1 protein-coding gene is annotated in these 329 nt (G+C 61.4%); it reads left to right on the top strand.

All coding sequences use genetic code 11. From position 1 onward, the window contains the following. The coding region (locus HX805_RS31430) for an AMP-binding protein (protein WP_177117625.1) at positions 1-329 on the top strand (329 nt) is incomplete at both ends.

The following is a 329-nucleotide window of genomic DNA, read 5'->3' as shown; positions in this document are numbered from 1 at the left end:
GCTGCTGGCCCAGGCGTCGCTGGCCGGTCAATTGCCGGTGCCTGACGGCGTGAAAACCCTGCTGCTGGATACCGACGTCAGCGCCTTTGCCGACAACGACCCGCAAGTCGTCATGGATCCTTCGAACCTCGCCTACGTGATCTACACCTCCGGTTCCACCGGCAACCCCAAAGGCACCTTGCTTGCGCACCACAACATCCTGCGTCTGTTCGCGGCCACTGAACCGTGGTTCGGTTTCGGCCCGCAGGACGTCTGGAGCCTGTTTCATTCCTATGCTTTCGACTTCTCGGTCTGGGAAATTTTCGGCGCACTGCTGCACGGTGGCGAGC

This window comes from Pseudomonas sp. G5001 (assembly GCF_013385475.1).
In the GTDB taxonomy this organism is placed as follows: Bacteria; Pseudomonadota; Gammaproteobacteria; order Pseudomonadales; family Pseudomonadaceae; genus Aquipseudomonas.
This window is presented reverse-complemented; position numbering and strand designations above follow the sequence as displayed.